1 pseudogene is annotated in these 247 nt (G+C 73.7%); it reads left to right on the top strand.

Annotated features, from left to right (window positions below):
- Positions 1-247 (top strand): annotated as a pseudogene (locus AC0IYH_RS33250) (FAD/NAD(P)-binding protein); the annotation flags it as partial.

Below are 247 nucleotides of genomic sequence, written 5' to 3'. Positions count from 1 at the left end.
GCCACGGCGACGCGGTAGAGACGCTGCGCGCGGCGCGTATCGTCAACTGCACGGGGCCGCAGGGCGACCTGACGCGGACCGACGACACGCTGCTGCGGACGCTGGCGACGCGCGGAGCGATCCGGCCCGATCCGCTGCGACTGGGCATCGCCGTCGCTGCGCAATCGCGCGTGGTCGATCGATCGGGGCAGGCGCAGGACGCGCTCTGCTGCATCGGGCCGATGACGCGGGGCGGTCTGTGGGAGGT

This window comes from Pseudomonas sp. AC463 (genome assembly GCF_979253585.1).
The sequence above is the reverse complement of the archived record's forward strand: the minus strand, read 5'-3'. Positions and strand labels throughout refer to the sequence as shown.